Source organism: Parvibaculum sp., assembly GCF_046297875.1.
Taxonomy (GTDB): Bacteria; Pseudomonadota; Alphaproteobacteria; order Parvibaculales; family Parvibaculaceae; genus Parvibaculum.
Window position 1 is genome coordinate 1280801 of sequence record NZ_JBKBHD010000001.1, and the last position, 23315, is coordinate 1304115.

General features: G+C 62.1%; 25 protein-coding genes and 1 tRNA gene. 14 read left to right on the forward strand and 12 right to left on the reverse strand.

Translation table 11 applies throughout. The features are described 5' to 3' along the window. The first annotated feature begins 57 nt into the window (after positions 1-57). A tRNA-Leu gene (locus tag ACK4FH_RS06355) sits at positions 58-143 on the forward strand. A 52-nt stretch (positions 144-195) separates the two neighbouring features. Here ACK4FH_RS06355 and ACK4FH_RS06360 read toward each other — a convergent pair. Beyond that, on the reverse strand, positions 196-699 hold the full coding sequence (locus tag ACK4FH_RS06360) for an N-acetyltransferase family protein (protein WP_409811948.1): 504 nt from the start codon (positions 697-699) through the stop codon (positions 196-198). 188 nt (positions 700-887) lie between these two features. On the opposite strand from ACK4FH_RS06360, the gene ACK4FH_RS06365 reads away from it, so the two are divergent. Genes ACK4FH_RS06365 through ACK4FH_RS06375 form a run of 3 tightly spaced genes read left to right on the forward strand, consistent with a single transcriptional unit; the run spans position 888 to position 3705 of the window. Then, complete coding sequence (locus ACK4FH_RS06365; RefSeq protein ID WP_409811950.1) at positions 888-2258, forward strand: glutamine synthetase; 1371 nt, start codon at positions 888-890, stop codon at positions 2256-2258. 11 nt (positions 2259-2269) lie between these two features. Further along, positions 2270-3037 carry a creatininase family protein gene (locus ACK4FH_RS06370; RefSeq protein ID WP_409811951.1) on the forward strand — a complete coding sequence of 256 codons (768 nt, stop codon included), beginning with the start codon at positions 2270-2272 and terminating at the stop codon, positions 3035-3037. Between the two features lie 41 nt (positions 3038-3078). Beyond that, positions 3079-3705, forward strand: a complete 627-nt coding sequence (locus ACK4FH_RS06375) for a TetR/AcrR family transcriptional regulator (protein ID WP_409811953.1) — start codon at positions 3079-3081, stop codon at positions 3703-3705. Here the strand turns inward: ACK4FH_RS06375 and ACK4FH_RS06380 are convergent, their stop codons facing one another. Beyond that, on the reverse strand, positions 3706-4413 hold the full coding sequence (locus tag ACK4FH_RS06380; protein WP_409811955.1) for a TetR/AcrR family transcriptional regulator: 708 nt from the start codon (positions 4411-4413) through the stop codon (positions 3706-3708). 109 nt (positions 4414-4522) lie between these two features. Here ACK4FH_RS06380 and ACK4FH_RS06385 point away from each other — a divergent pair, with 109 nt between their 5' ends. From ACK4FH_RS06385 to ACK4FH_RS06395, 3 genes are all read left to right on the forward strand, one after another. Then, positions 4523-5323, forward strand: a complete 801-nt coding sequence (locus tag ACK4FH_RS06385) for a Coq4 family protein (protein WP_409811957.1) — start codon at positions 4523-4525, stop codon at positions 5321-5323. A 75-nt stretch (positions 5324-5398) separates the two neighbouring features. Further along, on the forward strand, positions 5399-5755 hold the full coding sequence (locus ACK4FH_RS06390) for an arsenate reductase (protein ID WP_409811958.1): 357 nt from the start codon (positions 5399-5401) through the stop codon (positions 5753-5755). Next, complete coding sequence (locus ACK4FH_RS06395) at positions 5752-6348, forward strand: GNAT family N-acetyltransferase (protein WP_409811960.1); 597 nt, start codon at positions 5752-5754, stop codon at positions 6346-6348. Before ACK4FH_RS06390 ends, ACK4FH_RS06395 begins: the two co-directional genes overlap by 4 nt. Here the strand turns inward: ACK4FH_RS06395 and ACK4FH_RS06400 are convergent. Next, complete coding sequence (locus ACK4FH_RS06400) at positions 6345-6629, reverse strand: sulfurtransferase TusA family protein (RefSeq protein WP_409811962.1); 285 nt, start codon at positions 6627-6629, stop codon at positions 6345-6347. The two genes, ACK4FH_RS06395 and ACK4FH_RS06400, sit on opposite strands and share 4 nt — an antisense overlap. A gap of 215 nt (positions 6630-6844) precedes the next feature. Here ACK4FH_RS06400 and ACK4FH_RS06405 point away from each other — a divergent pair, with 215 nt between their 5' ends. Next, positions 6845-8647, forward strand: a complete 1803-nt coding sequence (locus ACK4FH_RS06405) for a long-chain-acyl-CoA synthetase (RefSeq protein WP_409811964.1) — start codon at positions 6845-6847, stop codon at positions 8645-8647. Positions 8648-8718: 71 nt separating this feature from the next. On the opposite strand, the gene ACK4FH_RS06410 is transcribed toward ACK4FH_RS06405, so the two are convergent. Both ACK4FH_RS06410 and ACK4FH_RS06415 read right to left on the reverse strand, forming a co-directional pair. Beyond that, positions 8719-9936 carry an LLM class flavin-dependent oxidoreductase gene (locus ACK4FH_RS06410; protein ID WP_409811966.1) on the reverse strand — a complete coding sequence of 406 codons (1218 nt, stop codon included), beginning with the start codon at positions 9934-9936 and terminating at the stop codon, positions 8719-8721. A gap of 46 nt (positions 9937-9982) precedes the next feature. Continuing rightward, the gene (locus tag ACK4FH_RS06415; RefSeq protein WP_409811968.1) at positions 9983-10615 is read right to left on the reverse strand and encodes a TetR/AcrR family transcriptional regulator; all 633 of its coding nucleotides are present in this window, start codon (positions 10613-10615) and stop codon (positions 9983-9985) included. Between the two features lie 161 nt (positions 10616-10776). Between ACK4FH_RS06415 and ACK4FH_RS06420 the strand changes: the two genes are divergently transcribed. Further along, a complete protein-coding gene (locus tag ACK4FH_RS06420; protein WP_409811970.1) occupies positions 10777-11598 on the forward strand; it encodes an SDR family NAD(P)-dependent oxidoreductase in 822 nt (273 codons plus the stop codon). Between the two features lie 6 nt (positions 11599-11604). On the opposite strand, the gene ACK4FH_RS06425 is transcribed toward ACK4FH_RS06420, so the two are convergent. From ACK4FH_RS06425 to ACK4FH_RS06455, 7 genes are all read right to left on the reverse strand, one after another. Beyond that, positions 11605-12678: a beta-N-acetylglucosaminidase domain-containing protein gene (locus ACK4FH_RS06425; RefSeq protein WP_409811972.1), complete on the reverse strand. Its 1074-nt coding sequence runs from the start codon at positions 12676-12678 to the stop codon at positions 11605-11607. A gap of 13 nt (positions 12679-12691) precedes the next feature. Then, positions 12692-13624 (reverse strand): glutathione S-transferase family protein, encoded by a 933-nt coding sequence (locus ACK4FH_RS06430; protein WP_409811974.1) that lies wholly within the window; start codon positions 13622-13624, stop codon positions 12692-12694. An 11-nt stretch (positions 13625-13635) separates the two neighbouring features. Further along, complete coding sequence (locus ACK4FH_RS06435) at positions 13636-14421, reverse strand: glutathione S-transferase family protein (RefSeq protein ID WP_409811976.1); 786 nt, start codon at positions 14419-14421, stop codon at positions 13636-13638. A gap of 112 nt (positions 14422-14533) precedes the next feature. After that, complete coding sequence (locus ACK4FH_RS06440) at positions 14534-15514, reverse strand: MBL fold metallo-hydrolase (RefSeq protein WP_409811978.1); 981 nt, start codon at positions 15512-15514, stop codon at positions 14534-14536. Between the two features lie 45 nt (positions 15515-15559). Further along, positions 15560-16393: an SDR family NAD(P)-dependent oxidoreductase gene (locus ACK4FH_RS06445; protein WP_409811980.1), complete on the reverse strand. Its 834-nt coding sequence runs from the start codon at positions 16391-16393 to the stop codon at positions 15560-15562. Continuing rightward, positions 16386-16952: a carboxymuconolactone decarboxylase family protein gene (locus ACK4FH_RS06450; protein WP_409811982.1), complete on the reverse strand. Its 567-nt coding sequence runs from the start codon at positions 16950-16952 to the stop codon at positions 16386-16388. The genes ACK4FH_RS06445 and ACK4FH_RS06450 overlap by 8 nt, the downstream gene beginning before the upstream one ends. A gap of 14 nt (positions 16953-16966) precedes the next feature. Further along, positions 16967-17518 (reverse strand): carboxymuconolactone decarboxylase family protein, encoded by a 552-nt coding sequence (locus tag ACK4FH_RS06455; RefSeq protein WP_409811984.1) that lies wholly within the window; start codon positions 17516-17518, stop codon positions 16967-16969. 199 nt (positions 17519-17717) lie between these two features. Between ACK4FH_RS06455 and ACK4FH_RS06460 the strand changes: the two genes are divergently transcribed. The 5 genes from ACK4FH_RS06460 (at position 17718) to ACK4FH_RS06480 (ending at position 23272) form a co-directional block, all read left to right on the forward strand. Beyond that, on the forward strand, positions 17718-19289 hold the full coding sequence (locus tag ACK4FH_RS06460) for a fatty acid--CoA ligase (RefSeq protein ID WP_409811986.1): 1572 nt from the start codon (positions 17718-17720) through the stop codon (positions 19287-19289). A 92-nt stretch (positions 19290-19381) separates the two neighbouring features. Continuing rightward, on the forward strand, positions 19382-21238 hold the full coding sequence (locus tag ACK4FH_RS06465) for an AMP-binding protein (RefSeq protein ID WP_409811988.1): 1857 nt from the start codon (positions 19382-19384) through the stop codon (positions 21236-21238). 72 nt (positions 21239-21310) lie between these two features. Further along, positions 21311-21853: a DUF924 family protein gene (locus ACK4FH_RS06470; RefSeq protein ID WP_409811990.1), complete on the forward strand. Its 543-nt coding sequence runs from the start codon at positions 21311-21313 to the stop codon at positions 21851-21853. A 180-nt stretch (positions 21854-22033) separates the two neighbouring features. Beyond that, entirely contained in the window at positions 22034-22240 is a 207-nt protein-coding gene (locus tag ACK4FH_RS06475) for a hypothetical protein (protein WP_409811992.1), read from the forward strand. Positions 22241-22330: 90 nt separating this feature from the next. Continuing rightward, entirely contained in the window at positions 22331-23272 is a 942-nt protein-coding gene (locus ACK4FH_RS06480; RefSeq protein WP_409811993.1) for an alpha/beta hydrolase, read from the forward strand. Positions 23273-23315 lie beyond the last annotated feature (43 nt).

Consider the following 23315-nt stretch of genomic DNA (forward strand, 5'->3'; position numbering starts at 1 on the left):
TTCTTTTCCATTGATGGGTGGCGCAAGCGCATTATGATGCGCGCCCGATGCTTCAGGGCCCCTGTGGCGGAATGGTAGACGCGGCAGACTCAAAATCTGTTGTTGGCAACAACGTGCTGGTTCGAGTCCGGCCAGGGGCACCAGCCTTCGCGCATTGCGATTCGGCTGGCGGGCCTGCCTTCGAGGGGCGAGCCTCTATCCCAGCATTTTCTGCATCAGCACGAGATCGAGCCAGCGGCCGAACTTGAAGCCGGTTTCGGGCATGCGCGCCACCTCGCGGAAGCCGAAGCGTTCATGGAGCCGGATTGATGCGGTATTTCCTGCCTCGATGCCTGCCACCATCACATGCAGGTCCTGTCCTTCAGCCGCGTCGATGAGCGCCGCCAACAGTGCGGCGGCAATGCCCTTGCGCCGCATTTCCTTGCGCACATAGACCGAATTCTCGACCGTGAAGCGATAACCCTGATAGACGCGGAAGTCGCCATAGGTCCCATAGCCGACGACCTCGCCTCCCGCCTCAGCGATGAGAATGGGAAAGCCGCGCGCCGTCCGCTCGCGCCACCATGTTCGCCGCCCTTCGAGGTCCGAGATCGTCTCGTTCCAGATGGCCGTCGTGTTCTCCACCGCGTCGTTATAGATCGCGAGGATGTCTGGGAGGTCGGCTTCCCCGGATGCACGAATTGAAGGGGCAGGCGTCATGGGCGGCAGGTCTCACAAGAATGAACCACGTGGAGCATATCAACCGGAGCCAAACCCGCATCTGATTTAATTTAATTGACCAATCAGTTAAATTATGGCGATACTTTTCCGGTCCCGGGCCAAAGCGGCCGGGCATGTGTTCACCGGCCCCGGCGGGCCGCAGTCAAAGGGTGCAGACGATGGCCGACATGGCGGAAGCATCGGATCTTCTCAAGAAGCTGAAAAGCGAAGGCGTCGAATACTGCTATGCGAGCTATGTCGATGTTCATGGGGTCTCCAAGACGAAATGCGTGCCCATCGCGCATTTCAACGACATGGTGGGCGGCTCCGAGCTTTTCACTGTCGGTGCGCTTGAAGGCATGGGGCTTGTCGGTCCGCATTTCGACGAATGTGCAACGGTGCCCGATCTTGCCAGCGCCACCATTCTTCCCTGGGACCGGCGCTATTGCTGGTTCGCCTCCGATCTCCATTTTCACGGCGAGCCCTATCAGAATTGCAGCCGCGTCATTCTGAAGCGCGCCAGCGAGAAGGCAGCGAAGCGCAATCTCGTCTTCAATCTCGGCATCGAACCGGAGTTCTATGTGCTGCGGCGGACGGAAAAAGGGCTCGCGCCCTTCCAGTCCGAAACCTTCCACGGGCCGACACCCGCCTATGACCTTCACCAGATTTCGCTCGCCGGTCCCTTCCTAGAGGAGCTGACCCGTTATGTTGAAGAGCTTGGCTGGGGGCTCTATTCCTTTGACCAGGAGGGCGGCCACGGCCAGTTCGAAATCGACTTCGGTTACACCGATGCAGTGACGACGGCGGACCGGCTCACCTTCTTCCGTTTCATGGTGAAATTGATCGCGCATAAGCATGGCGCGGTCGCAAGCTTCATGCCCAAGCCCTTCAGCAATGATTTCCGCTCCGGCGCGCATCACAACATGTCGCTGATGGACGTGACGACGAAGGAAAACATTTTCGATGCCTCGAAGCGCGGCGCAGGCACGCTTGCGCACAATTATGGTCTCCCTGTCACCGACGAGACGCTCTATTTTACTGGCGGTCTGCTCGAGCATGCGCAGGCACTTTGCGCGATCACCTGCCCCACTTTCAATTCCTACAAGGGCCTCATCGCACAGGGCGAAATGCCGGACATGTCCTGGGCGCCTGTGCTGCGCGCCTATGGCCGCAACAACCGTTCGGCCATGCTGCGCCTGCCGATGAACCGGCCCTGCATCGAGAACCGTGCGCCGGACATGAGCGCAAATTTCTATCTCTCCTCGGCCTTCAGCCTTCACGCCGGGCTCGACGGCCTCGACCGCAAGACCGATCCCGGCATGCCGCTCAACGACAATCTCTATCTCTCGCGCGATGCGGCGCAGCGCGGCCGCAATCTCCGCCGCCTGCCGCGCACCCTGCTCGAAGCAGCAGACGCGCTGGAGGAAAGCGATTTCGCGCGCGAGGTTCTCGGTGCCGAATTCGTCGACATCTATGTCGCGCAGAAGCGCAAGGAGTGGGATGCGCAATTCTACATGGTGACGCCGACCGAGCGTGACCGCTACCTCACCTTCGTCTGAGAGCGCTCGCCATGACCGCTTGGGCGAAACTCACCGCGCCGCAGATCGGCGCACTTGTCGAAAAGCAGGGCCGCCGCATGGCGGTCCTGCCGATCGGCGCCACCGAGCAGCATGGGCCGCATCTCGCTTCTGGCACGGATACGCTTCTTGCCGAAGCGATCTGCGGCGAAGCGTGCCGCCGCCGCAATGTGCTGATGTTGCCGGCCATACCCTATGGCTGCTCATTCGGTCATTCCGATGCTTGGCCCGGCACGATTTCGCTCTCGCCGGAAACGCTCGCAAGCGTGCTTTGCGAGGTGTCGGACTGGGCGATCCGCACCACCGGCATCGACCGGCTGCTCTTCATTTCGGGCCACGCCACCAACGGACCGAGCATCGAAAGCGCCATTCTCAGGCTCCGCTATGAGCACCCGGACGTGCGCTTCGCAACGCGAGGCCTCTGGGAGATTTCGGCGGAGGCGCTGCGGCTCTACACGCTCGATGCTGCCGACATTCATGCAAATATCGCCGAAACCTCGATGGTGATGGCGCTCGATCCCGGCATGGTGCAGATGGAACATGCAGAAGATGTCGAGGATGTCACCATCGGCAAGATCTGGCGCTATGCGATGCCCGCTGTAACGCCGAACGGCGTTGTCGGGCGGCCGAGCGAATCCTCTGCTAAGCTCGGCCGAGACATGCTCGACCGGATCATCGATGACTTCGAGGCTCTGCTCGAAATGGCCGAGAAGGAAGAATGGCCGGTGATGCCGGCCGCGACGAAGGGCGAAGTTAAGTGACGGCAAAAGGCGCGGGGCGGGCAAAGAGCAAGCCTGCCAAAGTGAGCGGAACGAAGGCCGGCCTCCGGGCAAAGCCTGCAAGGAAGGCTGGCCGCCCGCCCGTCGAGCAGCCGAACGAGGCCAAACGCGATGCCATTGCAGCAGCTGCACTCAAGCTCTTCTCGCAGTCGGGTGTCGCTGCGGTCTCCAACAAGGAGCTCGGTGAGGCGGCGGGCATCAATCCGGCGCTCATCTATTACTATTTCGAGGACAAGGACGATCTCTTCCAGTTCGTCGTGCGCAAGGCGCTCGAAGATGCGCTTGCCGCCTATGACGATATCAAGAAGGAAAAGGGCGGTATCGGCGATCTCGATGCCTGGCTGTCCAGCAATCTGCTGCTCTTCGGCGAGATCACGCGCTTCCTTAAGGTGATCCTCGACTATGCCCATTCCGGACAGCGCTCGGTGGAGACCGATGCAGCGATCGCGCGCTTCTACAGAACCGAGACCGATCTTATCGGCCATGCGCTGCGCGATGAAGGATTTGCGGCGAAAGTGGCGCTGGAACTTGCACAGCTCGTCTCGGTCTTTCTCGATGGCGTGATGGTCGCGCGCGTTGTGCGGCCGGAAATCGATTCCGAGCGCCTCGTTTCGCTCATGCGCGATCTCCTGCGCAACAAGGGGCGCTGACTATTTCTTGCTGTCGAGATGGTCGTTGACGAGCTGAGCGAACCAGAGGCGAAAGCGTTTCAGTCCGTCCTGATCGAGCCCGGCCGATTCCGCAAGCGGACGGCCGATGATCGCCTCACCGAAAGCGGCGCTCGCCGTCAGCATGGCAATGAAGAGAGTGTCCTCGCGGTCGGGCACGGGCTCGCCCGTCTGCCGCGCATGGTCCTCGCGGCGCGCCTGGATGGCGTCCACGATCTCGCCCATGACAGTGTTGTCCGGCTGGCCGGCATTGGCGCGGCCTGTCAGCAGCATCCAGGAAAAGAGCCGTGCGGTGCCCCGGTCGCTCAGCGCCTCGAACACATGTCCGATGTGATAGGCGGTATTGCCGCCCCTGCTTCCGCTCTTGCCGCCTTCGTCGAGCGCCGAAAGCAGCGTATCGCGGAGCTGCCGGTTCGCCCGTCCGATCAGCGCCCGCACCAGCCCCTCGCGGCTTTCGAAGTGATGCAGGATCGCGGGGTGCGAAATGCCCACATCGCGGGCGATGTCCTGAAGCCGCAAGCCCTCCGGCCCCTGCCGGGCAAGCCGCCCCTCGGCAGCGTCCAGAATCAGCCGACGCGCCTCGTCGGCAGTGCGGCGAACGCGCTTGGCGGCCGGTTTGGCGGCGGTGCCATCGCCTCCTTTTGCGGCGGATTTGGCGGTTTCCGGCGGGTTCTTGACGGAGCTCGACACTCAAGTTTCCTTTTCGCGGCGCTATATATTGACAATTATGTCAGTATTTTCTAATATCAGGCAATCAAGGCAATTGGCAGATCGCCACTATAGCAACGGGACATAGCCCATGACGACTGCAAGCCCAATCGAGTTTCGAGGTGCGGCCCCCGTGAAGCGGAAGCGCAAGCGCATTCAGCCCCTGAAGGCGATCCGCGCGATCCGCGCCCTCATCGCCGACAAGGAAGATACGTCCCAGGTCTTCAAGATCATCGACGCGCTGTCCGGCGACTCGATCGGACGTGGCTTCCGGCGGTTCGTGGCCACCGAAACAGGCCGGCGCATCCTTGCCGAACGGCGCAATCTGATTGCGGCTCTCAGCGACCGTGCCCGGCTCGCGGCCTTGCCCGAAGGCACGCTGGGCCGCACTTATCATGAGTTCATGGCCGAGGAAGACCTCACCGCCGACGGGCTGGTCGAGGCGAGCGAAGCCGTGGAGCGCGCGGATATGCGTTCCGAGGAAGAGGCGCTTTTCGGTGCCCGCCTGCGCGACCAGCATGACCTGTGGCACGTGACGAGCGGCTATGGCCGCGACGGGCTTGGCGAGCTGGCGCTGCTCGCTTTCACCTATGCGCAGACGCGCAATCGCGGGATCGGCTTCATCGTGCTTGTCGGCGCCCGGGTGACGGCAAAGAACCTGCCTGACGTGAACATCTGGAAGGTGGTCCGCGAGGCCTATCGCAACGGCAAGAAGGCAGCCTGGCTGCCAGCGACAGACTGGGAAGCGATGCTCGACAAACCGCTTGCCCAGGTCCGTGGCGAACTCGGCATCGTCTCGCCGGTGGCCTATATCGAGGCAGAGCCCTATACGACCGCCGCCGAAAATGCCTTCAAGGCAATGCGCGCCGAGCAGCAGAAGCAGGCGGCCTGACGGGCCGGCCGGGCTTTGGCCCCGGCCTCTTAGACGGTATGCTCGGCCCCGGTTGAAGAATCCGGGGCTGAGCTTGTGCTGAAAATCTATGGGCTGAAAAACTGCGATACCTGCCGCAAGGCCGTGAAGTGGCTTGAAGCGGAAGGCATGGCCCATCAATTCCACGACCTGAAGGTGGAAGGCATCTCCGCTGCGGATGTGAAGCGGTTTGCCGGTGCTGTCGGCTGGGAAGCGCTGCTCAACAAGGCCAGTACCACCTGGCGCGGGCTGCCCGATGGCGACAAGGAAGGTCTCGGCGAGGCAAAGGCCCTGAAGCTGATGACGGCGCATCCCGCCCTGATCAAGCGGCCTGTCTTCGACAATGGCAAGACCGTCATTTCCGGATTTCGCGATCCGCAGAAGGCCGCCATCAAGAAGGCATTCGGAAAATGAGACTGGGCAAGCGGGTGGAGCCTGCGCCCTCTATCTCGCTTCCCATCGAAACGCCGCGCCTCACTATCCGCGAATTCGCCGCGCGCGATCTCGAAGCGCTTCATGCCTATTCGTCCCTGCCCGAGGTGACGCAGTTTCTCGTTTGGGGACCGAATTCGCTTGCACAGAGCAAGCAGGCGGTCCGCACCTTCCTCGACGATCAAAAGGACAAGGACCGCGTCAATTTCGATCTCGCGGTCCTGTCGAAGCAGGTGGAAAAACGGGGTGCGAAGCCGCGCCTGATCGGCGCCGTCGGGCTCAAACTGTCGGACCCGGACAATCGCACCGCCGAAATCGGCTATGTTCTGCATCCTGATTTCTGGGGCCACGGCTTCGCCCTTGAGGCCGCCCGCGCCCTTGCCCATGCCGGCTTCCGCGACCTCGGGCTACAGCGGATCGTGGCGAGTTGTGACCAGCGCAACAAGGCGTCTGCCCGTGTGATGGAAAAGCTCGGGATGCGCCGCGAAGGCGCGTTCCGCCGCAGCAAATATATTCAGGGCGCTTGGCGGGACGAATACCTCTACGCGATCCTCGCGGAGGAGTTCCGGGCCTAGAGGCCCTTCACCGGCTTTGACAGCAGGTCGTCTTCCGGCTCGGCGATATGTTCGCCCCGGCGGATCAGGAATTCGATCCATGTGCCCCGATCGCGGACCTCGACAAGCTCGTGGCCTGCCTGGGCGCAAAAATGCGCCATGTCGATCCGCGCCACAGGATCGCTCGCAAAGACGCGCAGAAGCGCACCCGGGTCGAGCCGCAGCAGCCTCTTTCGCGCCCGCAGCACGGGCAGTGGGCATTGCTGGCCGATCACATCGAGCAGAATTTCGCCCTGTTCCACCATATTCCCTGCGCTTGTTCGCTTCCGTTCCGTCCCTGAAACGGCATGGGGGGCCGCTGGCGCGGATAATGCCGGGGCCTTTCGCTCATGTCACGCCACCGTGAAGCGAAAACGGCGGCTTCCCGACCGGCTTTTCTTGACGGTCCCGCGCCCTGCCGGGCATAACAGACCCAACTACGTTCAACGCAACACAATCCTTGGGAGGATGATCGGATATGGGTTTCTTCAAGCGGGTCGGCAACGAAATTGTGTTCGTGCGGGCGGCCCTCCGTTCGCTGAAGAAGCTGAAGGAGATCCGGGCGGACACCACGCGCACTTTTTCAGACATCATCGAAGAACTGGCGCGGACCAAACCGAACAACATTGCGATCTATTTCGAGGACAAGACCCTCACCTATCGCCAGTACAATGAAGAGGCGAACAAATATGCCCGCTGGATGCAGGGGCAGGGGCTTGGCCGCGGCGACGTCGTCGCGCTGATGATGGAAAACCGGCCGGAATATCTGATCGCCTGGCTCGGTATCGTCAAGGCCGGCGCCACGGCCGCCCTCATCAACACCAATCTCACCAAGGGGCCGCTTGCCCACTGCCTCAACATCTCCAATGCGAACCACCTCGTTCTCGGGGCGGAGCTTGCCGAGAACTATTCGACGGCTGCGGACCAGCTTGAGCGGCCGATGACCGTCTGGGTCACGGGCGGCCAGATGCAGGGCGCGCATGATCTCGACAATGCGCTCTCGCAGCTTTCCGGCGATCCTCTTCCCGCCGATATCCGAAAGGACGTGACGCAGGACGATGATGCGCTCTTCATCTATACGAGCGGTACGACCGGCAATCCGAAGGCCGCAAAGATCCCGCATGTGCGTCTCAACGCCATGATGGGCGCCTTTGCCGCCGGCACGAATGCGACGGAGAAGGACCGCATGTATGTCGTGCTGCCGCTCTACCACTCGGCGGGCGGCGTCTGCGCCATCGGCTCGACGCTGACCGTTGGCGGTTCGGTGATCCTGCGCCGCAAGTTTTCGGCGACGCAGTTCTGGGACGACGCGCACAAATACAAGGCGACGCTCTTCCAGTATATCGGCGAGCTTTGCCGCTACCTGCTCAACACCGACAAGCACCCGAAGGAACGCAAGCACAAGATCCGCCTTGCGGTAGGCAATGGCTTGCGGCCGGAAATCTGGCAGTCCTTCCAGAAGCGGTTCAACATTCCGCGCGTTCTTGAATTCTACGGTGCGACGGAAGGCAATGTCGCGCTGATGAATTTCGATGGCTCGCCTGGTGCCATTGGCCGTATCCCGAGCTGGGCGAAGGCGAAGTTCAATGTCGAGATCGTGAAGTTCGACATCGAGAACGAGCAGCCGGTGCGTGGGCCAGACGGCTTCTGCATCAAGGCGGAATTCGGCGAAGCAGGCGAGGCGCTCGGCAAGATCACCGACGATCCCGAGCAGCCGACAGGCCGCTTCGACGGCTATGCCAAAAAGGAAGAGACGGAAAAGAAGATCCTCCGCGACGTCTTCGAGAAGGGTGATGCGTGGTTCCGCACGGGCGATCTGCTGCGTCAGGACAAGCTCGGCTATTTCTACTTTGTCGACCGTATCGGCGACACGTTCCGCTGGAAGGGCGAAAACGTGGCGACGTCGGAAGTCGCCGAGGCGATTTCCGTGTTCCCCGGCGTGAAGGAAGCGAACGTCTATGGCGTGCATGTGCCGGGTGCCGATGGCCGCGCCGGCATGGCCTCGATCGTCGCCGAGAACGGCTCGCTCGATCTCGACAAGTTCCGCACGCAGATGCAGAAGGAACTGCCCGATTATGCGGTGCCCGTCTTCCTGCGCATCCAGCCTGAAATCGAGATCACAGGCACCTTCAAGCATCGCAAGGTCGAACTGGTGAAAGAAGGATTCGATCCTTCCGTCATTCCCGAGCCCATCTTTTTCAATTGCCCGGTGCAGAAGAAGTATGTGCCGGTCGACCAGCATCTCTACGGCAAGATCTGCTCGGGCGAGTTCCGCCTCTAGAGCGATCCCGCAGCGGAACAAAAAAGGGCGGCTCCTTGGAGCCGCCCTTTGCTTTTCCGCCTTGCCGCAGCTTATTGCGCGGCGTCGGTCTTCTTGTCGAGGCCCATGGCGGCAAGAATTTCCGGGCGGATATTTTCCGTGCCCTTCTTCTCGACATGCTGCGCCACGCGGCTGCCCACCGCCATCATGGCTTCGCCCATGAAGGTCGGGCGGTTGTCGCGTGCCCAGTTGAGCGAGGCTTCGCGGTTCTCGTTCAGCTGCTGGAACTTCGGGAAGACGTAACGCGCCATCAGCTCGTAGGACTTCTTGGTGTTTTCCCAATCGGCCCAGTTATGCGCAAGCTGCATGAAGCAGCCGAAGCCGCCCGACTGCGCCTGCAGCCGTTCGATCTGCGCGATGGCGTCGTCCGGCGTGCCGATCACAGCCATGCCGGAGGCGATGAGCGCGTCCACCGGGTCCGATCCATCGGTTGGCGCGAGCGGCAGGGCTGCCACTTCGCGGAAGTAGTAGAGCCATTGCTCGAGACCGAAGCGCACATTCTCGCGCGCCTTTTCCCGCGTCTCGGCAATATGTACCGGGCCCACAAGGCGCCACTGGCTGCGGTCGATGGTCTTGCCATGATCCTTCGCCGTGTCCTCGCAGATTGCCCAGTTGGATGAGAGTGCGTTGAATCCGCCGGCGGAAGTCGCGCCGATCGAGAGGAGGCCGAGGCCGTGGCGTCCGGCCGCCGTTGCGCCGGTCGGCGAGACCTGGCTTGCCACAGCGATCTCGACGGATGGCCGCGACCAGGGCGTCATCTGCAGCTGCGCATCCTTCAGTTCGAACCAGTCGGTCTTCGCCGTCACTTTCTCGCCGCGCAGCAGCGGTACGATCACATCCAGCGCCTCGTCCATCATGTCGCGCTGCTTTGCGACCGTAATGCCCATCATGAAGGCGTCTGAGGGAAGCGAGCCCGGTCCGACGCCGAGCATCACGCGGCCGCGCGTGATGTGGTCGAGCTGGTTGATCCGGTCGGCCAGCATCAGCGGGTGATGATAGGGGAGCGAGGAAACGCCGGTGCCAAGCTTGATGTTGCGTGTGCGCTCGGCCACCGTGGCGATGAAGAGTTCGGGGCTTGCGATCAGCTCATAGCCTGCCGAGTGATGCTCGCCGATCCAGGCCTCGTCATAACCGAGCTTGTCCATCAGCTGGACAAGTTCGATATCGCGATCGAGTGCGAGGGTCGGATTTTCGTTCAGCGGATGGAAGGGCGCGATGAAGGCGCCGAAGCGCATTTTCTGTCCGTACATGGGTCTCTCCCTGGTTGCGAATTTCGTTCCGGCGATCTTGCGCCGGTCAGTCCTTTTTCCGAAGCCCGTTGAGTTGAAACTGCATCAGCGCCCGGTTGATCTCGGCACGGTCCATATCCGGGTTCTGGAGCCACCATGCGGTGAAGGCGCTCCAGGCCGCCACCAGCGCGACGGCGGCCACCTGCGGCGGAAAATCGTTCGAGAATTCGCCCCGTTCCTGCCCGCGCTCCACGATGCGCGTCACATGGGCGAGAACGCTCTCGTTTACTTCGGCGGCCTTCGGCATGAGGGCGGGCTGGTCAAGGAATTCGCTCAGCATCTTGTGGAGCACCGTCGCGTTCAGCTCCCAGGCGTCGCGCAGCAGGGAAACGAGTAGCAAAAGCTCCTCCTCCGCCGTGCCTTCATGTTCCGCCAGCCGCTCTGTCAGCGCGCGCGTCACTTCCTCGTTGAAGACGCCGATCAGGGCCGACTTCCCGGCGAAATGCAGGAAGAAGGTTGCCTTGGCTATGCCCGCCTCGGCACAGATCTCCTCGATCGTGACCTTGTCATAATCGCTCTCGGCAAAGAGCTTCATCGCTGCGCGGTAGATTTCCTGCCGCGTGCGTTCCTTCTTGCCGGACTTCTTCGGCGCCTCGGGTTTCGCGGCGCCGTTCCGGCTGGATTTCAACAGTCTCGTCATACCTTGCTGTCCGCTTGTCAGCCCTGAAACTAGACTCTGGTATAGTTTTTCTCAAGAGCCGAATTCGCCGCACCCCGCCCAATGGGAAGGGGCGTTGCGGTACTAGGGCTCATACCCTAAGACTCGGTGTCCTAACCATAAGAAGATTACGGGAGAGCAGCATGGGACGGGTAGCGGGCAAGGTCGCCCTTGTGACGGGCGCGGCGACCGGTATCGGCCGCGGCGCCGCAGTGGCGCTGGCGGCGGAAGGCGCCAAGGTCGTTGTAACGGATGTCGACGAGGCGGGCCTCAAGGAAACGGTCGATATCATCCGCAAGGCCGGCGGCGTCGCGAGCGGTTACAAGCAGGATGTGACGAACGAAGAGCGTTGGGCGGAAATCGCCTCAATCGCCAAGAATGAGTTCGGCGGCGTCCATATCCTCGTCAACAATGCCGGCATCGCCATCGGCGCCTCGATCTTCGATATGTCCTACAAGGACTGGCAAATCCAGCAGGCGATCAATGTCGACGGCGTCTTTTTCGGCGTGAAGCATGTGATCCCCGTTATTGCGGAATCGGGCGGCGGCTCCGTCATCAATATCTCGTCGGTCGCTGGTCTTCAGGGCGCGCCGGGACTTGCAGGCTACTGCGCCACCAAGGGCGCGGTGCGGCTCTTCTCGAAGGCTGTAGCTCTCGAATGCGCGCAGTCGCAGATGAATGTCCGCGTGAACTCTATTCACCCCGGTATCATCGACACGGCGATCTGGCAGAAGATTCCGCAGGGCGGCGGCGTCGGTGCACAGGCGGTGAACTCGTCGGTGCTGCCCATGCCGCCCGGCGCCAACACGATCGATCCCAACATGGTGGCAACGGTGGGTGTGCCGCTCGGCTATGCCGGGCTTCCGGCAGATATCGCGGCGGGTATCGTTTTCCTCGCGTCGGATGAGTCGCGTTATGTGACGGGTACGGAACTGGTCATCGACGGTGGCATGACGGCGCGTTGACGCGGGTTATTGCGTCAGCACGATCTCATTGGTGATGCGCCACTCACCATCGAGCCATTGGACGATTTCACGGGCGCAGGCGTGGTCGAAGGCGGCGTAGCGGATTCGCAGCGCCGCCTTTTCTTCATCCGTCATGCCGTTGAGCCCCTTGTCCTGCAGCAGGGCGAGGTCGTCTTCTAGCATCTTCGCCAGCCGCTCCCCCGCAACATCGCGCGCTGCAGACCCGAAAAGCCCAGTGCCGCCTTTGCCGCGATAGGTCGCCTCAAGCGTCAGCATGGGGATGCGGCTCAGCATGGTTTGCGAGGCGGGGTTCACGCCATGCGCGGCAATGAGCGGGGCAATCTCCGCATCGCGGCCCTCGAAAGCGCGCAGGTGCAGGAAGGGCGACATGCGCTGCCCGTCATTCACGGGATAATTGTCCCAGAGAAAAGGCTTGCGGCCGAGCATTTCGGCGACGCGCCTCAGGTGATCCGAGCCGATTTCCACCGAACAGACTTTCGGTCCCGTCCAGAAGATGCCGATGGCCGGATCGAGGCCCCAGCCCAGGGTTTCGAGATAATGCGCGGGCCGCTCGCCGAAGAAACGGTCGAGCACCGGATCGTGCGAATAATAGCTCGGGCAGGTGATGAGCCGTCCGGCCTTTGTGTGGTCGGCAACGAAATTCAGGATCTCGATCTGCGTTTCGGCAAGGCGGGGCACGTCGCCGCGCATGTCGTCGAAGAGGATCGCGAGATCGTCGATGCCGATGGCATCAAGCTCCGCGAGCTTTCGTTTCAGTGCTGCGCGCGCTGCCTCGTCGAAGGCGAGATAGATTTCATAGGGGCTGAGGCCGACGCCGAAGCGCACGCCCTCCGCCCGGCAATGGGCGGCGAGGCTTGCCAGCGCCTCGAAATCCTCTTTCGGATGCGGTTCACCCCAGCGCCGCCGCAGCAAGGCATCGGCCTTCGGCGCATAGTGATAGAAGCGGTAGCCATGCGGTGCGAGCGCGCTCACATGCGCAGCGCGCGCCGCAAAGCTCCAAGGCTTGCCGTAGAAGCCTTCGATAGTTCCGAGTTCGGGCAGATGCGGTTCGGGCGTCATGCACCCGAGCCTATCACGACTTCACGACAAGGAATCCAGCCCTCGGGAAGTGAACCACCACATCGCCGACGCGCGGGTCGTTCCGCCTGATCGCCACATGCTGGGCAGAGGACGAGACAAGTTCGCCCGCAATCGGGTCGCGGCCGTAATCGTCGGCCATGACTATCACCTTGTCGCCGGGCGTGAGGCCGTTCGGCTCGCCCGGATCGGCCTTCGCCGCCTCGGTGCTCGTTGCGGCCTTCGCTATGTCGAGCGCCGCATCGCGGGAAATCTCCTGCCGCTTGCCGTGGCCGATCGCCGCCACACGCTTTTCCCAGGCCGCAACCTTCGGGAAGCCTTCGATGAGCTTCACGCCGGCAGGGCTCGTCCAGCGCACAAAGGCGAGGTTGTAACAGGCGCCAGCGTCGGCAAGACCCGGGGCGTCGCCCATCAGGAAATCACGCCCATCGGCCAGCTGCTCGTCGAGCCAGCCAAGCTGCGCGCGGAACTGTTCGGCCATCAAGGGTGCTGCCGCCTTCATCGCCGAGATGTCGAAGGGCCGCCCCGTCAGCTTCTCGCGGTCCTTTATGAAGGCCTCATCGGCAATCGGTGTGCCGCCGCCGAAGATGATCGCGACACCTGCCTGAAAGAATACGCGGTCCGACCACATGGAAAAGCCCCAGCCTGCGCCATTGTCTCCGCCTGTATAGATGGAGGGCGAGGGGAAGCGGCGCTCCAGCTCACGGATGATGACCTGCGTGTCGCAATAGATGTCCGCGCCGATTTGCATGACCGGAATTTTCCGGTAGCCGCCGGTCAACGCCACGAGATCCGGTTTCGGCATGATGACCGGCTGATCGCAGGCAAACCATTCAAGCCCTTTGATGCCGAAGATCACGCGCACCTTCTCCGAGAAGGGCGAGATGTCATATTGATGGAAGATGATCGAATCTGAATTGGCGGTCATGACGCGGCGTCCTATTCGAAATCGTAGCTGAAGCGAATGTTGTTCTTCTCAAGACCGTCGAGCACGATTTCGACGCCTTCTGTCTTCATCATCCACTCGAGCCGGTGGTCGCGATATTCGCGCTTGAAGAGGCCCTGCTCCAGCACATCGGCCACCACCTGCATCCCGGCAATGCTGTCCACTGCTTCCTTCGCCGTCTGCGCTACCGCCGGACGGGCATTTGCTCGCGCGAGCCATTTGCCGAGCGGCGAGCATTCGTCCGGTGCATTGCCGAAGCCGGCCGAGCCATTCACATACGGCACGACCGAAAGATCACCCCAGCCGAAGCTCTTGCCGTTGAACCAGTCGTGCGGACCGAGCTGCTTTGTCAGCCAGTTCTGGATCTTCGCCGTCTGCTGCGCGGCAAGCTCCTGCATCTCCCTGGCCTTGGAGCCGGTCGCGCGGCGGAACCAGGTAATTTCGCCAAGCCCCCAGTTGATCGCCTCGTAGTGAGTGTCGCAGACTTCCTCGATCATGCGTACTTTTGCGCGTTCTGCGGGCGAGGCGGGCAGCATTGGCGGTTCCGGCCAGTTGTCTTCGATATATTCGAGGATGATGGTCGAATCGAAGACATATGTTTCGCCGTCGATGAGAGCCGGCACTTCCGCGCGCGGATTGGCGGCAATGAATTCGCCGCGCGCACTGCCCGCGCCGATGCCGTCCGGCGTTTTCAGGTCGAGTGCGATGCCTTTCTCCGGCGCTGAAATCTTTACCTTCTGCGCATAGGGCGAAAGCGGATGTTCGTAAAGCGTGACCATGGTTTCCTCCCGATGTTCGTTGCGCGGATCATGGGGGAGGGCGAGAGCGCCTGTCCACCGGCCCGCCATCACGGTTGCGTGACGGCAGGCAGGCGGCGGCGTCAACGCTGCGTCAGCCGCGCAAACGGCCCTGGCGCTTGGTCAGCTCCGCCATCTGGCCGAAAATCGTTGGCACGTCATTCGGCGTGTGGTCGCCGGAGAATTCCTTGTAGAGCGTCGAGACATTGACGACGATCCGCTCGCCATCGCCCCAGCTGTCATAGTCGCTCATGTCGATGTCGAGCGCGGCATCGAAGGCTGAAAGCCTGGCGTCAAAGCGCTTCTTTGCCTCGTCGCGGATATAGACGAGATAGTCGCGCACCGCCATCACGCCGTTCTTGCCTGTGATCGGCCCGTGCCCCGGCACCACAGTCTCCACATCCATGGCGATGATCTTCTCGCAGGCATCGATCCAGTTGCCGACAGGGCCTTCCCACATGATCGGGTGCCCCTCGATGAACAGAATGTCGCCGGTGAAGACCGTCTTGTCGGCCGGGACATAGACAAGCGCGTCGCCCGGCGTATGCGCGGGGCCGACATGCATGATGCGCACTTCCTTGTTGCCGACATGGCGCGTCAGCTCCGTCTCGAAGGTCGTGGTCGGCAGTGTCTGCGTCACGCCCTTGAAGTCGAAGGGACCGAAGCATTGCGTTACATATTTGCCGAGGTCGCCAAGTCCCGGCGCCATGTCGAGAAAGCCGGCAAGCAGCGCAGGCGGCTCGTGGCGCATGCCCTCCACGGCGAGCTTGTGGGCGATGATTTCCGCACCCGCGCAGCACTCGTTGCCGTTGCAGTGGTCGCCATTGTGATGGGTGTTGACCAGAGTGCCGATCTTCGCCGCCGCCTTGGGCTCCGCCTTCCGCATCGCGTCGAGCATTTCGCGCGTCAGAGGCACGTCGAAAAGCGTATCGACGAGAAAGCTCTCGCCGCTATCGACGATCAGGCCTGCATTGGACCAGCCCCAGCCGCCGTCGGGCTGCAGCCAGGCATAGCCGCCATTGCCGAGATCGTGCAGACCCTTCGTGTATTGAAAGCGGCTGAGACCCAGTCCCATGTCTTCCTCCCCAGTATATAGTCATGCGAAGCCACTTCCGCCGCTTCACGAAATGCCGGTCATGCCGCTATCGACGGCAAGTGTCTGCGCGGTGATGTAAACGCTTTCGTCCGATACGAGAAACAGCGCTGCATAGGCAATTTCCCAGCCCGTTGCCTGCCGCCCGAATGGAACGGGCGTGCGCCCGCGCGAGGGGCGCCCTTGAGTTGCCAGCCGTCCAAGCGGCGTGTCGACAAGGCCGGGCGCGACGATGTTCGCGCGAATACCGCGCCGGGCGCCTTCCATGGCGACATGGCGCATGAGGCCGCCAAGGGCTGCCTTCGATGCGTCGTAGGCGGGCAGGCGCGATCCGGCGACAAGACCCGCAATCGACGAAATGAATACGATGGGCGAACCATCGGCAAGTTTCGGCAGCGCCGCCTTGCAGCAGAGCATCGGTCCGCGCAGGTTCACGGTGAGCACCTTGTCCCAGTCTTCGGGCGAAGCGCCTTCAAGGCCGAGCCCGCCCACGCCGATGCCGACATTGAGCACGAGACCGTCGAGCGTGCCGAGCGCGGCTTCCGCCTCCGCGATCATGCGTTCGATGTCGGCGGGCTTTGAAATATCGGCCTCGATGGCCTGCGCCTTGCCGCCTTCCTTGCCGATCAGCGACACGGTTTCTTCCGCCGAGGCGCGGTTCATGTCGGCCACGGCGACTGCCGCACCTTCCCGCGCAAAGAGGAGCGACATGGCCCTCCCATTGCCCACAGGGTCGGTCGCCGCATCGAGCACGCGCTGTCCGCCGCCGACGATCAGGATGTTCCGGCCCTTGAGCCTTCCGCGTCCGGGCGCCGTGCCGGCCGATTCCTGCGGCAGCGGCTTCACATATTCCTCAGCCATGTTTCTCGAGGCCCTTTCTGATTTCGTCTAGCCCGCTTGTCGGAATGTCCGTCTCCTCAAGGTCGATCTCGAAAGTTTCGAGATAGCGGCAGACGAGAAGATAGGTGCCGATCACGATCACGAGTTCCTGCATGCCGGCATCGCCGAGATGTTCGTGCGCGGCGGCAAAGAGCTTGCGGTCGGCCTTCACATTGGCCACCTGATTATCGGTAAAGGCGAGGGCCGCATTTTCCGCCGCGCTGAAGAGCGGCGAGGGCAGTGCGCCTGAAGAGGCCGCAATCCGCTCCTCGTTCATGCCGATCATGCGCGAGACGCGACGATGCTGGTGGAGTTCATATGCCGAGCGGCACAGATGCCCGACCCGCAGGATAACGAGTTCGCGGAGTTCCGGGTCGAGCACACCGGCATTCAGATAGGAATTGATGAATTCCATGAAGGGCACGAAGGAGGCCCCCGCGCCTGCGATCATGCGGAAGATGTTGAGCTGCGGCAGGCTTTCGAGAAGGCTCTGCGCCTCGGGCGAAAGCGCCGCCGGATCGGGATAGGGAATACGCGCCATGGGTCCGTTCCGGCTTAGTCCTGCATGCCGGGCAGTTTCACGCCCGACTTGTGGCCCGGTTCCTCGATATCGACATCGAAGGTCTCGAGGAAATAGCAGGCCGTGGTGTAGAAGCCGATAGTGATGACGAGTTCCTGAAGCTGCTTGTAGCCAAGTTTTTCGGCGAGCGGGTCGAAAGTTGCATCGGAAGCGCGGGTATTCTTCACCACATCGTCGGTGAAGCGCATCACCTGGCGCTGCGTTTCGTCGAACACCTTGGCGTCCGGGCCTTCATGGATCGCCTTGATGAGCTCTTCCGACATGCCGAGCTTCCGCGAGATCGCCTCATGCTGATAGACCTCGTAGGACGCGCCCTTCAGCACGCCCACGCGCACAATGGCAATTTCGCGCAGCACAGGGTCGAGCTCGCTATGGATCAGGATCGCATTTCCGAGTTTGATGAAGCCGTCGATCATGTCGCCTGAATGGCCGAGCATTCGGAAGATATTGAGGTTCGGCAGCTTCTCGTAGACGTCCTTGGCGCGGCCGGTGGCCTTCGACGTATCGAAATAGGGGATGCGGGCCATGATGGAGAGTTCCTTCCCTGAGTAGCGTTTCTGTTTCCGGTCAGTGTAGACGGCGCGGACGCTGCGTCCAGCGGCAAGAATGGCGATACGGCGGGGCGGGCCGCCCGGCTTTGCTTGCCCCGTCCGCGCGGCTCGCTAAACTCTCGCCCAACAAGGCCCCGGCTTGGATCGTGGGCAAGGCAATGGGAGGAGAGCGGACATGGTCGATATTTCTCAGGTCAAGTCGGTGGCCGACATCACGCGCGTCTGGGGCGCCGGGGCACCGGATCAGGTGGCGCAGGTCTTCGAAGGCCGGGAAACGACCTATGGCGAGCTCGACCGGCGTGCAAGTCAGGTCGCCCAGGCGCTGATCGCCGATGGCTGTAAACCCGATGCCCGCATCGGCTTCATGGGCAAGGGCTCCGACCGCTATTTCGAAATGCTCTATGGCGCCTTCAAGGCCAAGGCCGTCGTCGTCGGCGTCAACTGGCGTCTCGCCGCGCCCGAAGTCGCCTATGTGCTCAATGACAGCCGCACCGAGATCCTCTTTGTCGGCGCCGAATTCTACGAGATGGTGGAAAAGGTGCTGCCGGAATGCCCGACGGTGCGCAAAGTCGTCGCGCTCGATGGCGGCCGCAACGACTGGCAGTCCTTCGACGACTGGCGCGATGCGCAGAAGCAGGTCGACCCCATGCTCCCGGCCGACCCGGAAGACGATGTGATCCAGCTCTATACAAGCGGCACCACGGGCCATCCGAAGGGTGTGCAGCTCACCAATGCGAACTACATGTCTATCTTCGATCAGGGCGGCAAGGCCGGCTGGGCCAACTGGGGCCAGGGCGAAGTTGCGCTGGTGTGCATGCCGCTTTTCCATGTCGCGGGCGTCAATATCGGCCTGATTGGCAATATTCACGGCTGCAAGAACCTGATCCTGAAGGATGTGGACCCGGCGCTCATCCTCAAACTCATGGAGAGCGAGAAGATCAACATCGCCTTCATGGTGCCCGCCGTCATTCTCTTCCTGCTGCAGCAGCCCAATATCGCCAAGACGGACGTGTCGAGCGTGCGCCAGATTCTCTATGGCGCCTCGCCGATCGCGGAAGATGTGCTGCGCCGCGCGCAGGAAACCTTCAAGGGAGCCGATTTCGTGCAGGTTTATGGCCTCACGGAAACGGCGGGCGGCGCGACCAACCTGCCGCCGGAAGCGCATGATCCGGCCAAGGGCAAGCTCCGCTCTTGCGGTATCCCGAACCCCGGCATGGAAGTGCGCGTGGTCGACGACAAGGGCGAGGAAGTCCCGGTCGGCGATGTCGGCGAGATCGTCATTCGCGGCAGCTCCATCATGAAAGGCTACTGGAACCGCGCCGACGCCACCAAGGATGCGATCCGCAATGGCTGGTTCTACACGGGCGATGCCGGTTACTTCGACAAGGATGGCTACCTTTTCATCCATGACCGCGTGAAGGACATGATCGTCTCCGGTGGCGAGAACATCTATCCGGCGGAAGTCGAGAATGCGCTCTTCGGCCATGAGGCGATCGCCGATGCCGCCGTTATCGGTGTGCCGGACGAGAAGTGGGGCGAGGCGGTGAAGGCCATCGTCGTGCTGAAGCCTGGCCAGCAGGCGACGCCGGAAGAGATCATCGCCTTCGCGAAGACGCGCATCGCGAGCTACAAGGTGCCGAAGTCGGTCGATTTCATAGAGGCGCTGCCGCGCAATCCGTCGGGCAAGATTCTCCGGCGCGAGCTGCGCGCGCCCTTCTGGGAGGGCCGCACGCGCATGGTCAACTGACCAGCCTTTGAAAATTCGAGACTGAAATTGCGGGGCACCGCGCGCATCAGAACGCGCGGGCCCCGAACGACATTTGAAACCGGAGGAACGTCATGAGCCTTGCAGAAGACACAGGCGCGCTCGCGCCCTTCAAGCCGCTGAAACAGAAGCCGCCCAAGATCACGGTGAAGCGCACCGATGACGGCACCTTCTATATCTCGTCGGACTATACGCTGCCCGAGATGAAGCGCAGCGTGCCGCATATTCTCGAGGAGCGTGCGGCTCTGCATCCCGATCGCAATTTCATCGCCGAGCGCGATGTCTCTGGCGAGTGGCGCTACATGACTTACGGTGAGGCGAATGCGAAGGCCGATGCTGTCGCGAGCGCGCTTCTCGCGCGCGGGCTCGATCAGTCGGCGCCGCTCATGGTGCTGTCCAGCAATTCGATCGCGCATGCCGTGATGGCGCTTGGCGCGATGAAGGCGGGCGTGCCGGTCGCGCCCGTCAGCGTTCCCTATTCGCTGATGAGTTCCGATTTTTCGAAGCTCCGTCATGTCGTCGCGCTGACGAAGCCGAAAATGATCTTCGCCGATCATGGCGATCTCTACGCGAAGGCGCTCGCCGCTGTGGGCGAGGGTGCCGAAATCGTTACCCAGACGGGTAACGTCCCCGGCTCTATCTCCTATGACGAACTTCTCAAAACCAATACGAGCCCGGATGTCCGTGCCTCGATGGACAGGATTGGCCATGACACGGTGGCGAAATATCTCTTCACTTCCGGTTCTACCGGCATGCCGAAAGGCGTCATCCAGACGCATCGCATGATGATGGCGCAGATCGCAGCAGCCGAGGCGCTGCGCAGCGAGGAGCCCGATCCGAACGAAATTCCCCAGAGCCTCGAATGGATGCCGTGGAACCATATTTCCGCAGGCAATATCGGCTTCAACGGCAATATGAATGCCGGCGGCACGGTCTATCTCGATGCGGGCAAGCCCGTTCCCGGCATGTTCGACCAGACGATCAGGAATCTCCGCGAGGTGAGCCCGCGCGTCTTCGGCTCGGCGCCCGTCGCCTTTGCGATGCTCGCCGATGCGATGGAGCGCGACACGGAACTCCGCGCGAGCTTCTTCCGGAACCTCGAATATATGGGCTATGGCGGCGCCACGCTTTCAAGCGACATCTATGACCGCATGCAAGCACTCGCCGTTGCCGAGACGGGCTATCGCCTGCCGCTGACCACCATGTATGGCGCGACCGAGACGCAGGGCATCACCGTCGTCCATTGGGTGACGGAGCGCGTCGGTCTTGTCGGTCTTCCAGTGCCGGGCATCACGCTGAAGCTCGTGCCGAATGGCGCGAAGCTTGAAGTCCGCGTGAAGGGCCCAACGGTGACGCCGGGCTATCTCAACGATCCGAAGAAGACCGCGGAAGCCTTCGACGAGGAAGGTTTCTACAGCCTCGGCGACGCCGCGAAATTCCTCGACGAGACGAAGCCTGAGCTCGGCCTCGTTTTCGATGGCCGCGTGACAGAAGACTTCAAGCTTTCCTCCGGCACCTGGGTCTCAACCGGCACGCTCCGTGCAGATGTCGTCGCAGCCTGTACGCCGCTGGTGCAGGATGCCGTCGTCTGCGGCCTCGACAAGCCCTATATTGCACTGCTCGCCTGGCCGAACATTGCCGCGGCGAGAAAAGTCGCCGGTTTGCCGGATGAAGCGGCCCCGCAAGATGCGATCTCGCACCAGAAGGTGGTGGAGCATCTGCGAAATGCGCTCGGCAAACACAACAAGGCAGGCGGCGGTTCGTCCACGCGCATCGCCCGCATCCATCTGATGCTCGAACCGCCCTCGATCGACGGTCACGAGATCACCGACAAGGGCTATGTTAACCAGGCCGCCACGGCCGCCCGCCGCGCGCCACTTGTCGAACGTCTCTATCAGGAGCCCGCGCCTGAGGATGTGATCGTGGTGTGATTTTCTCTGCACTGTTCTATTCTACGTTATGGCCCGCTTTATGCGGGCCATTCCGTTTGAGGTGCCGCAGCCATGTCCCGTCCCCGCGATGTTCTCGATTTCTGGTTTGCCGCCGGCCCTGAAAAATGGTTCGCGAAGAGCGATGAATTCGATGCGGAGATAAAGCGCCGTTTCGGCGAGACGCATCGCGAGGGTTCGGAAGGCAAGCTCGGCGCATGGGCGAATGAGGCGCAGGGTTCGCTCGCGCTCATCCTCGTGCTCGATCAATTCTCGCGCAATCTCTGGCGGAACGATCACCGCGCCTTCGCGCAGGATGCGAAGGCGCTTGCGCTGGCCGACGAAGCGGTCAGGCGCCGCTTCGATGTGGAAACGCCGGCGACTGCGCGCAAATGGTTTTACATGCCCTATATGCATTCCGAAGAACTCGACGCGCAGGAGCGGGGGCTCGTCTATTTCGCGCAGCGCCTCGACGACCCGGAGACGATGCGCCATGCCGTCGAACATGCGGATATCATCCGCCGCTTCGGTCGGTTCCCGCATCGCAACGCAGTACTTGGCCGGGTGACGACGCCGGAAGAGCAGAGCTTTCTCGATCAGGGCGGCTTCAAGGGCTGAACGCGAGGGGCTGAATTTGCCGCCCTGCGGCAAGGGCTTCCGGCAAAGCTTGCCGGAAGTGTTAATGCGGTGCCCTGTGGATAAGTCAACCCATTGAAATAAAGGGGATTTTTCCGGCCCTTCGTCTGGTCCGCGGGTTGCAATCCGTTTGCCAAACAGGCTCAAACGGAGACCCCGCCCATGATTACCGATCGCGAAATCAACCTGCTCGCCGCCTATATGGTCGATACCCACGGCCGCAAGGCGCTTTCCTATGCCGATACGGCTGTTCTGGAGCTTGAGGAAATCGGCGAGAAAATGCGTGCCGATGCCTGGCGGATGCTGCGTGTCGTCGTGGAAGACATGGTGGAAGGCCGCCGCAGCCGCGAAGGCGAAATCCTCCACTGATCCCGCCCCGAATTTGCCGCTTGGCGCTTTCCGCGCCCGGCGGCTAAAACGGTCCCTCACGAAATTCAGAAGGCGGGAGGGCCACCCAGAATGTCACTCGATCCACAGGCGAAGGCGCTGCTCGAACAGATGGCGGCGAACCCGGACGCACCGCGTCTGATCGATCTGCCGCCGGCAGGCGGGCGCGAAATGTACCGCGCCATGGCCGCCATGCTCGATCCGCAGGGTATTCCGATCGGCAAGGTCGAGGACCGCGCCATTCCCGGCCCCGCCGGCGATATTTCCGTCCGCATCTACACGCCGGTCGCGGCCGGCGGCACGGGTCCCGCGCTCGTTTATTATCATGGCGGCGGCTGGGTCATCGGCGACCTCGAAACCCATGACGCGCTTTGCCGCACGCTCGCCAATGAGGCGGGCTTGAAGGTGATCGCCGTCGATTACCGCCTTGCGCCGGAACATCCTTTCCCCGCCGCCATCGACGATGCCTATGCGGCCACTAAATGGGTCGAGGCGAATGCGTCCGAAATCGGCATCGACCCGAACCGTATCGCCGTTGCGGGCGACAGCGCGGGCGGTAACCTTGCCGCCGCCGTCTCGCTCCGTTCCAAGGCCGAGAAGGGACCGCATATCGCCTTCCAGCTTCTCATTTATCCGGTAACGGATGCGCCGCGCACCACGCAGTCCTACAAGGATTTCGCTGCGGGTCACATGCTCGAAGCCGAAGGCATGGACTGGTTCTGGAACCATTATGTGCTGAGCGCGGGCACAGATCCGAAGCATCCCTATGCCGCGCCGCTTCATGCGGAATCGCTCACCGGGCTTCCGCCGGCCTATGTCGTCACCGCCGGTTTCGATGTGCTGCGCGACGAGGGCAAGGCCTATGCCGAAGCGCTCAAGAAGGCGGGCGTTGCGGTGGAATATGTCAATTACGAAGGCATGATCCACGGCTTCTTCAACATGCAGGGCGTGCTCGATGTTGCGCGCGATGCCGTGAAGGCGGCGGCGAAGGCGCTGAAGGACGCGCTCGCATGATCTCTTGCTTGCCATGACCCGGCGTCAGATTCGTGCGCTGGGC